Raw genomic sequence first — 8,814 nt, 5'->3', positions numbered from 1 at the left:
CAGCGCCGGGCTCCGGCCCGGTGCCGGGCTCCGGCCGGGTTCCGGTCGGCGCGGCCTTGTCTCGCCCCGCCGGGGCGCCGGTCTCCGTGCCGGTGGCGGCTTCGGCGCCGGGGGCCGCTTCCGCTGTCTCGGCCTCCCTCTCGGTCTGCCGGGCGGGACCCGCGAGGGCATCACCGATCAGGGTCAGCTGCTCTCTGAGGAGAGCGATGTCGGCAGCGGCCTCCCCGTGCGCTGTCATGAAGGCCGGGTCCCGCTCGGCCTCCGCGGGCAGCGGCTCGTCCAGGATCGCTGCCATCAGGGCGTCCATACCGTCGTACTCGGTGTTCCCGGAGTTCTCCGTGTTGCCGGTGTTACCGGTGTTCTCGGCGGTCATGTCACACCACCTCGTCCTCGTGCAGGCGGGTGCGCAAGGCGCGGACCGCCGCGTGCAGCCTGCTCTTGACCGTGCCCTCCGGGACGCCGAGCTGTTCGGCGATGGAGCGGACCGGCAGATCGGCGTAGAAGCGCAGGACGACGACCTGGCGCTGGGCGTCGGGGAGCTCGTCGAGGCCCCGGGCGACGGCGAGAGAGAGCAGGCTGGTCTCCTCGCCGGAGGGAAGTTCCGCGGGGCGGAGCGCGGCGAGGCGTTCGCCGAGGCGGTCCTGGCGGCGTTTGGCCCGGTGCCAGTCCATGGCGAGGTTGGAGGCGACGACCGCCGCCCACGCCGAGACGTCCCGCGGCGCCTCCCGCCCGCTCGCGGCGCGTTCCAGCAGCCGCAGGCGGACCTGCTGCACCCCGTCCGGCAGGTCCGCCTGCGGCACGCCGCCCAGGGCGAGCACCGCCCGCACCCGGCGTTCCTGCGCCGCGTCCAGTGGATCGTCGTCCGCGGCGGCATGCGCCCCTGGTCCGCGCCGGGTCCTTCCGCGCAGCACTGGCCACCCCCCTCACGCTGTTTCTCCTACGACGCCGCATGCGCCCGGAACGTTCAGAGGCGTACGTCACACCTCCGTGTGGCGGGGGGCCCGGTGGGCAGGGGACCTTGCGGTCCACGACCCCCGGTGGCTGAATTTCTGCAGCTCAGGGGGGCCACGACCGAAGGTCCGCACTCCGCGGTCACCGTCTCGGCGTCCCAGTACGCGGGCAGTGAGCGCAAAGAATTGGACAGGCGGGCCGTGGTCGGCCGCATGATGGAAGAGCCGCCGCCAGGCAACAGGAACGCAAAGAGACGCAGTAGGGAGTCGCCGTGAGGGTCGGAATCGTCGGAGCCACCGGTCAGGTGGGCACGGTCATGCGCAGGATCCTCAAGGAGCGGAATTTCCCGGTCACGGGGCTGCGTCTGTTCGCCTCGGCCCGCTCGGCGGGCACCGAGCTGGACGGCGTGACGGTGGAGGACGCAGCCACCGCCGACTACACCGGCCTGGACATCGTGCTGTTCTCCGCGGGCGGCGCGACCTCGAAGGCGCTGGCCGAGAAGGTCGCCTCGCAGGGCGCGGTCGTGATCGACAACTCCTCCGCCTGGCGCAAGGACCCCGAGGTCCCGCTGGTCGTCTCCGAGGTGAACCCGCACGCGATCGCGAACCGCCCGAAGGGCATCATCGCCAACCCGAACTGCACCACGATGGCCGCGATGCCGGTGCTGCGTCCGCTGCACGAGGAGGCGGGCCTGGAGGCGCTGGTCGTCGCCACGTACCAGGCGGTCTCCGGTTCCGGTCTCGCGGGCGTGGCGGAGCTGCACGGCCAGGTGCAGAAGGTCGTCGCCGACGCCGACCAGCTGACCCACGACGGCGAGGCGGTCGACTTCCCCGAGCCCGGCGTCTACAAGCGCCCCATCGCGTTCAACGTGCTCCCCTTCGCGGGCAACCTCGTCGACGACGGTCTGAACGAGACCGACGAGGAGCAGAAGCTGCGCAACGAGTCCCGCAAGATCCTGGAGATCCCCGAGCTGAAGGTCTCCGGCACCTGCGTGCGCGTCCCGGTCTTCTCGGGCCACTCCCTCCAGGTCAACGCCCGTTTCGCCCGCCCGATCAGCGTGGAGCGCGCGACCGAGCTGCTCGCCGGCGCCCCCGGCGTGGAGCTGTCCGACATCCCGACCCCGCTCCAGGCGGCCGGCAAGGACCCGTCGTACGTCGGCCGCATCCGCCGCGACGAGACGGTGGACAACGGCCTGGCCCTGTTCGTCGCCAACGACAACCTCCGCAAGGGCGCCGCGCTGAACGCGGTACAGATCGCCGAGCTGGTCGCCGAGGAGCTGCGCGGCAAGTAACCGACGACGCGTACGACGTTCCGGGGCGGCCACCTGTGTGCGGGTGGCCGCCCCGGCGTCTGCGCCCACGCCCGGTCAGGGCCGGCGCACCTCGTACAGGAAGCACCCGTACTCCACGGCCCGCACATGCACCAGAGCCACCTCGGGGTCGGCGAAGGCCTCCGTCAGGGCCGGCTCGAAGCCGTCCGGTGCCTCGACCAGCCGGCCGCCGAGGATGCGGCCGCCGACGGAGTAGCGCCGGACGACACGAGGGGCGTTGGTGAAGGGCAGGACGGCGCCGCCCTGGGGGCCGGGGCACTCCTCGGCGTGCACGAACACCGGCCCCTGTTCGTCGTACGCGCCGGGGTCGGCACCCGTCTGCGCCGCCCAGCGGCGCAGCGGCGCGTAGGAGACGAGGGCGATCCGCTCGCCCGGGCGGCTGCGGCGCAGGCAGCAGCGCAGCGGGGCGCCACCTTCCTCGTCGGTGACGGGGACCGCAGGGCGGCCGGCGTCGTCGAAAGTCAGCAGTTCCTTCAGAACGGCCGGCGGGACGGGGCGCGCAGTGTGGATCGTCATGCCTCCACAGTCGCGTGCGCCCGTTCCGGACACCGGCGGAATCCGGACATCGCGTTCGCCCCCCGACCGTCCGACACTGGGGTTCGGAACGGCTGACCTTTGACTGTCTGTGAGCGTGCCGGAGGGGTCGGTGCCCGAGGGAACGGGTGTTTGCTGATCGAATGCGTGACCTTGTGCGGGAGCGTTCGTTAGGTGGGGTGTACGACCCGGCTGAAACACCTCACACCCGAGGACGAGAAGGTCCTCACCCTGGTGGGTGCGCATCTCGGCTCGCTGACATCGAGGGACCTCAAGGCCCGCTGCGCGGACGGCCTCGAACACGACACCCAGACCTGGGCCGCCCGCAAGCGGGAGCTGACTCCGCTGTCGTCGGCCCGCTGGGCCGGATCGATCACCAAGGCCACGCACGACCAGTGGGCGCTGGCCCGCCGCTGCCAGCTCGCCCACATCCAGTCCCTCGAGGCCGCTATCCGCGCCATCAGGCACCGGCTGTCGCTTCCGGTCGGGGCGAAGGGCACGAAAGGGGTGCCGGGCGGCTACCGGTCGCGGCGGGAGTGGTTCGCCAAGACACGGCGCCTGCACGTCCTGGAGGACCGGCTGGCCCGCGAGCGAGCCGACCGCGAGAGCGGGGTCGTGCACGTGGTGCGGGGCGGCAAGCGTCTCGCCCGCAACCGCCACCACCTGCACGCTGCGCAGCTCACCGAGACGGCATGGCGCAGGCGGTGGGAAGCCGAGCGGTGGTTCCTCCAGGCCGACGGCGAATCCGGCAAGAGGTTCGGCAACGAAACCATCCGTGTCAGCCCGGACGGTGAGATCAGCATCAAGCTCCCCGCCCCGCTGGCCGGGCATGCCAACGCGGCGCACGGCCGGTACGTCCTCACCGGCCGAGTGGCCTTCGCGCACCGCGGGCAGGAGTGGGCCGACCGCGTGGCGGCCAACCGTGCCGTCGCCTACCGCATCTGCTACGACGTGCAGCGTGACCGCTGGTACCTGACCGCCTCCTGGCAGACCGCCGTCACCCCGACCATCCCCCTGGAGGCGGCGCTGGCCCAGGGCGTGATCGGCGTCGACATGAACGCCGACCACCTCGCCGCCTGGCGCCTCGACATCCACGGCAACCCCATCGGAGCGCCACGCCGCTTCTTCTACGACCTGTCCGGCACCACCGACCATCGTGACGCCCAAGTTCGGCACGCCCTGACCCACCTGCTGCACTGGGCACGCTCCCGCGGCGTCAAGGCGATCGCCATCGAGGATCTGGACTTCGCGGCGGAGAAGACCCGGGAGAAGCACGGCCGCCGCAAACGGTTCCGGCAGGTCATCTCCGGCATGCCCACCGGCAGGCTCCGCGCTCGGCTGACCTCGATGGCCGATCAGCTGGGCGTCAGCATCATCGCCGTCGACCCGGCCTACACCAGCCGATGGGGCGCCCAGCACTGGCAGCAGCCCCTGACCTCGACAACACGCAAGACGACCCGTCACGATGCGGCGAGCATCGCGATCGGGCGACGCGCCCAAGGGCACCCGATCCGGCGACGGACGGCACCGCCCCCTGCTCACCGGAGTGATGAGCAGGGGCATCGGACCGTCCAGGCCGGGTTGGAGGCCCTCGGGCGTGAGGGACCCCGCCCCCGCATCCCCGGACCACGGACACGATCCGTGCCACCGGACGCGGCGCGTACGCGGGCGACCAGGACATCCAACACCGTTCGGGATGTCCGCAGTCGGCAGGGATGGGTACAAGGCTCACTCCTGCTCACTGAACAGGAACGGTATCCCCACGGTCCGGCTCCGTCGTCGCCCGATGTCGATGTCCCGTGGAAGGATGACGCAACGCACACATAACGAGGAGATGACCGCGTGCCTGGCACAAACCTGACTCGCGAAGAAGCGCAGCGGCGGGCGAAGCTGCTGACCGTTGACTCGTACGAGATCGAACTCGATCTCTCCGGCGCGCAGGAGAGCGGAACCTACCGGTCCGTGACCACGGTGCGCTTCGACGTCGCCGAGGACGGCGCCGAGTCCTTCATCGACCTGGTGGCCCCCACCGTGCACGAGGTGACCCTGAACGGGGACTCCCTCGACCCGGACGAGGTCTTCAAGGACTCCAGGATCGCCCTGCCCGGCCTGCTCAAGGGGCGCAACGTGCTCCGGGTGGAGGCCGACTGCGCGTACACCAACACCGGTGAGGGCCTGCACAAGTTCGTCGACCCGGTCGACGACCAGGCCTATCTCTACACCCAGTTCGAGGTGCCGGACGCCCGCCGGGTCTTCGCGAGCTTCGAGCAGCCCGACCTGAAGGCGACCTTCCAGTTCACCGTGAAGGCACCGGAGGGCTGGACCGTCATCTCCAACTCGCCGACGCCGGAGCCCGAGGAGAACGTCTGGGTCTTCGAGCCGACGCCGCGCATCTCGACGTACATCACGGCCCTGATCGTCGGCCCGTACCACAGCGTCCACAGCGTGTACGAGAAGGACGGGCAGACCGTACCGCTCGGCATCTACTGCCGGCCCTCGCTCGCCGAGTACCTCGACGCGGACGCCATCTTCGAGGTGACCCGGCAGGGCTTCGACTGGTTCCAGGAGAAGTTCGACTACGCGTACCCGTTCAAGAAGTACGACCAGCTGTTCGTGCCGGAGTTCAACGCGGGCGCGATGGAGAACGCGGGCGCGGTGACCATCCGCGACCAGTACGTCTTCCGCTCGAAGGTGACGGACGCGGCGTACGAGGTGCGGGCGGAGACGATCCTGCACGAGCTGGCCCACATGTGGTTCGGCGACCTGGTCACCATGGAGTGGTGGAACGACCTGTGGCTGAACGAGTCGTTCGCCACGTACACGTCGATCGCCTGCCAGGCGGCGGCGCCGGGCTCGCGCTGGCCGCACTCGTGGACGACGTTCGCCAACTCGATGAAGACCTGGGCCTACCGCCAGGACCAGCTGCCGTCCACGCACCCGATCATGGCGGACATCCGCGACCTGGACGACGTGCTCGTCAACTTCGACGGCATCACGTACGCCAAGGGCGCGAGCGTGCTCAAGCAGCTCGTCGCCTACGTGGGTGAGGACGAGTTCTTCCGGGGCGTGCAGGCGTACTTCAAGCGGCACGCGTTCGGCAACACGCGCCTGTCCGACCTGCTGGGCGCACTGGAGGAGACCTCCGGCCGCGATCTGAAGACCTGGTCGAAGCTCTGGCTGGAGACGGCCGGCATCAACGTTCTGCGCCCGGAGATCGAGACGGACGCCGAGGGCGTCATCACCTCCTTCGCCGTCCGCCAGGAGGCCCCCGCCCTCCCCGCCGGCGCCAAGGGCGAGCCGACGCTGCGCCCGCACCGCATCGCGGTCGGCCTCTACGACCTGGACGCGGACGGCCGCCTGGTGCGCGGCGAGCGCGTCGAGCTGGACGTGGACGGCGAGCTGACGGCCGTACCGCAGCTGGTGGGCAAGCCCCGCCCGGCGGTGGTGCTGCTCAACGACGACGACCTGTCGTACGCCAAGGTCCGCCTGGACGAGCAGTCGCTGGCGTTCGTCACGGAACACCTGGGCGACTTCGCGGAGTCCCTCCCCCGTGCCCTGTGCTGGGCGTCGGCCTGGGACATGACCCGGGACGCGGAGCTGGCCGCGCGCGACTACCTGTCGCTGGTGCTCTCGGGCGTCGGCAAGGAGTCGGACATCGGTGTCGTGCAGTCGCTCCAGCGCCAGGTGAAGCTGGCCGTCGACCTGTACGCCGACCCGGCCGCCCGTGAGGCGCTGCTGGCCCGCTGGACCGACGCGACGCTGGCGCATCTGCGTTCCGCCGAGCCGGGCGGCGACCACCAGCTGGCGTGGGCGCGGGCATTCGCGGCGACGGCCCGCACTCCGGAGCAGCTGGACCTGCTGGAGGGCCTGCTCAGCGGTGAGCAGACCATCGAGGGTCTGGCCGTGGACACGGAGCTGCGCTGGGCGTTCGTGCAGCGGCTCGCTGCGGTGGGCCGCTTCGACGAGGCGGACATCGCGGCGGAGTACGAGCGCGACAAGACCGCGGCGGGCGAACGCCACGCGGCGACGGCTCGTGCGGCCCGCCCGACGGAGGAGGCCAAGGCGGAGGCGTGGGCGTCGGTCGTGGAGTCCGACAAGCTGCCGAACGCCGTGCAGGAGGCGGTCATCTCCGGGTTCGTCCAGACCGACCAGCGCGAGCTGCTCGCCCCGTACGCGGGGCGCTACTTCGAGGTGGTCAAGGACATCTGGGACTCCCGCTCGCACGAGATCGCCCAGCAGATCGTGGTCGGCCTCTACCCGGCCGTCCAGGTGACCCGCGAGACCCTGGACAGGACGGACGCCTGGCTGTCCGCCGCGGAGCCGGCCCCGGCCCTGCGCCGCCTTGTCTCGGAGTCCCGCGCGGGCGTCGAACGCGCCCTGCGCGCCCAAGCGGCGGACGCGGTGGCGGGTAAGTAGGCGGTAGGTCCAGGGGGGCGCCCGGTGCTGACGACAGCACTGGGCGCCCTCTCGGCCATCAGGGGACGGTGAACGCTGCCAGACGGGCCACAGCCCTGACCCGAGGCCGGTCTGCAACTCAGGCGAGGCCCGCGAGCATCCCACCCCTATAGACCGCCCTATACGGACGGGAAGTAACAAGGGGAGCCCACTTGTGGCCCTCCTGAGTCTCCGTGACTCACCCCGCAAGCACCGTCTGCCCGAACAGCCCAACCTCCACGGGCACGCCCCGCCAGTCCGGGAGCATCCCACCTCGGCCTGGAGGTGGCAGCGCGCCTTGGGACCACCCCCGCCGGTGCGGAGAACAGGCCATCCACTGCCGCTCGGTACCAACCAAGCCGGGACCGGTCCCGCGGGCGCGGGAAGCAGGCGGTCGGCAGCGGAAGGTTGCTCAGCTCGTCGGGACCATCCCCGCGGATGCGGGGAGCAGACGATGGCCGGGTCCTGGAGCGGGCCGAAGACGGGACCATCCCCGCGGGTGCGGGGAGCAGACCGTGTTGTCGCCGGTACCGGCGTCCACGGCGGGACCATCCCCGCGGGTGCGGGGAGCAGCCGGACGACTACGACGCCTCCGACCCGGAGCTGGGACCATCCCCGCGGGTGCGGGGAGCAGTCCGTGCCGGGCACCGACACGCGGATGGGGGTGGGACCATCCCCGCGGGTGCGGGGAGCAGGGCACCTCGGTGATGCCGTCCACGGGGTCCGCGGGACCATCCCCGCGGGTGCGGGGAGCAGGGTTTCTGGGCGTTCTTCGCGCCCGGGGGGAGGGGACCATCCCCGCGGGTGCGGGGAGCAGCTCCGGTGGACGGTGCGTCAGTCTTCTTGGTCAGGACCATCCCCGCGGGTGCGGGGAGCAGCTCCCATTGCGGGGAAGGGGTGACGGCCCCGCGGGACCATCCCCGCGGGTGCGGGGAGCAGAACGTCCAGCGGGCCCACTGGACGAACGCGGCGGGACCATCCCCGCGGGTGCGGGGAGCAGGGCCTCTCGTCGTCCTCGGTGTCGTAGGTGGGGGGACCATCCCCGCGGGTGCGGGGAGCAGGATGTTCGCCCGGCAGGGCGTTTAACCAGCGTGGGACCATCCCCGCGGGTGCGGGGAGCAGCGCTTCCGTCTTCAGCGCGGCGGAGTCCTGCTGGGACCATCCCCGCGGGTGCGGGGAGCAGCCGCCGAGGGTCGTGGATCGCTGTGCGGTGCGGGGACCATCCCCGCGGGTGCGGGGAGCAGGTCTCGGTGCAGTGCTCACAGTCCCGGAGGTGGGGACCATCCCCGCGGGTGCGGGGAGCAGGGCCGAATCAGTCTCACTCGCCGCAACAGGTTGGGACCATCCCCGCGGGTGCGGGGAGCAGCCAGGCCAACGAGTTCGCGCGCTGATCGGGGGAGGACCATCCCCGCGGGTGCGGGGAGCAGGTTCGCGTACGGGTCGATGAGCACGGGGCCGCGGGACCATCCCCGCGGGTGCGGGGAGCAGTTCGCGCTGCCACCAGCCACACCCCCAGGGGTGGGACCATCCCCGCGGGTGCGGGGAGCAGTGGAGGTGCGCGGGCA

The 8,814-nt window shown here is 71.5% G+C and carries 5 protein-coding genes, 1 pseudogene and 1 CRISPR repeat array (1 of these 7 cut by a window edge); of the genes and pseudogenes, 3 read left to right on the top strand and 3 right to left on the bottom strand.

Annotated features, from left to right (window positions below):
* Both N4P33_RS13225 and N4P33_RS13220 read right to left on the bottom strand, forming a co-directional pair.
* Window positions 1-373: pseudogene (locus N4P33_RS13225) on the bottom strand (hypothetical protein); the annotation flags it as partial.
* A gap of 1 nt (window position 374) precedes the next feature.
* Window positions 375-911 carry an RNA polymerase sigma factor gene (locus tag N4P33_RS13220; RefSeq protein ID WP_260826590.1) on the bottom strand — a complete coding sequence of 179 codons (537 nt, stop codon included), beginning with the start codon at window positions 909-911 and terminating at the stop codon, window positions 375-377.
* 311 nt (window positions 912-1,222) lie between these two features.
* On the opposite strand from N4P33_RS13220, the gene N4P33_RS13215 reads away from it, so the two are divergent.
* On the top strand, window positions 1,223-2,242 hold the full coding sequence (locus N4P33_RS13215; protein WP_260826589.1) for an aspartate-semialdehyde dehydrogenase: 1,020 nt from the start codon (window positions 1,223-1,225) through the stop codon (window positions 2,240-2,242).
* A gap of 75 nt (window positions 2,243-2,317) precedes the next feature.
* Here N4P33_RS13215 and N4P33_RS13210 read toward each other — a convergent pair whose 3' ends face one another.
* Window positions 2,318-2,797: a DUF1203 domain-containing protein gene (locus N4P33_RS13210; RefSeq protein ID WP_260826588.1), complete on the bottom strand. Its 480-nt coding sequence runs from the start codon at window positions 2,795-2,797 to the stop codon at window positions 2,318-2,320.
* Window positions 2,798-2,989: 192 nt separating this feature from the next.
* On the opposite strand from N4P33_RS13210, the gene N4P33_RS13205 reads away from it, so the two are divergent.
* Entirely contained in the window at window positions 2,990-4,642 is a 1,653-nt protein-coding gene (locus N4P33_RS13205; RefSeq protein WP_260826587.1) for a transposase, read from the top strand.
* Window positions 4,643-4,657: 15 nt separating this feature from the next.
* Complete coding sequence (gene pepN, locus N4P33_RS13200; protein WP_260826586.1) at window positions 4,658-7,231, top strand: aminopeptidase N; 2,574 nt, start codon at window positions 4,658-4,660, stop codon at window positions 7,229-7,231.
* Window positions 7,232-7,549: 318 nt separating this feature from the next.
* Window positions 7,550-8,814: direct repeats of the CRISPR family, unit length 29 nt; unit sequence GGGACCATCCCCGCGGGTGCGGGGAGCAG (it continues 167 nt past the right edge of the window).

Origin of the sequence: Streptomyces sp. 15-116A (assembly GCF_025290915.1) — a bacterium.
In the GTDB taxonomy this organism is placed as follows: domain Bacteria; phylum Actinomycetota; class Actinomycetes; order Streptomycetales; family Streptomycetaceae; genus Streptomyces.
Note: the sequence above shows the minus strand (reverse complement) of the source record. Positions and strands in the feature narration are given on the sequence as shown.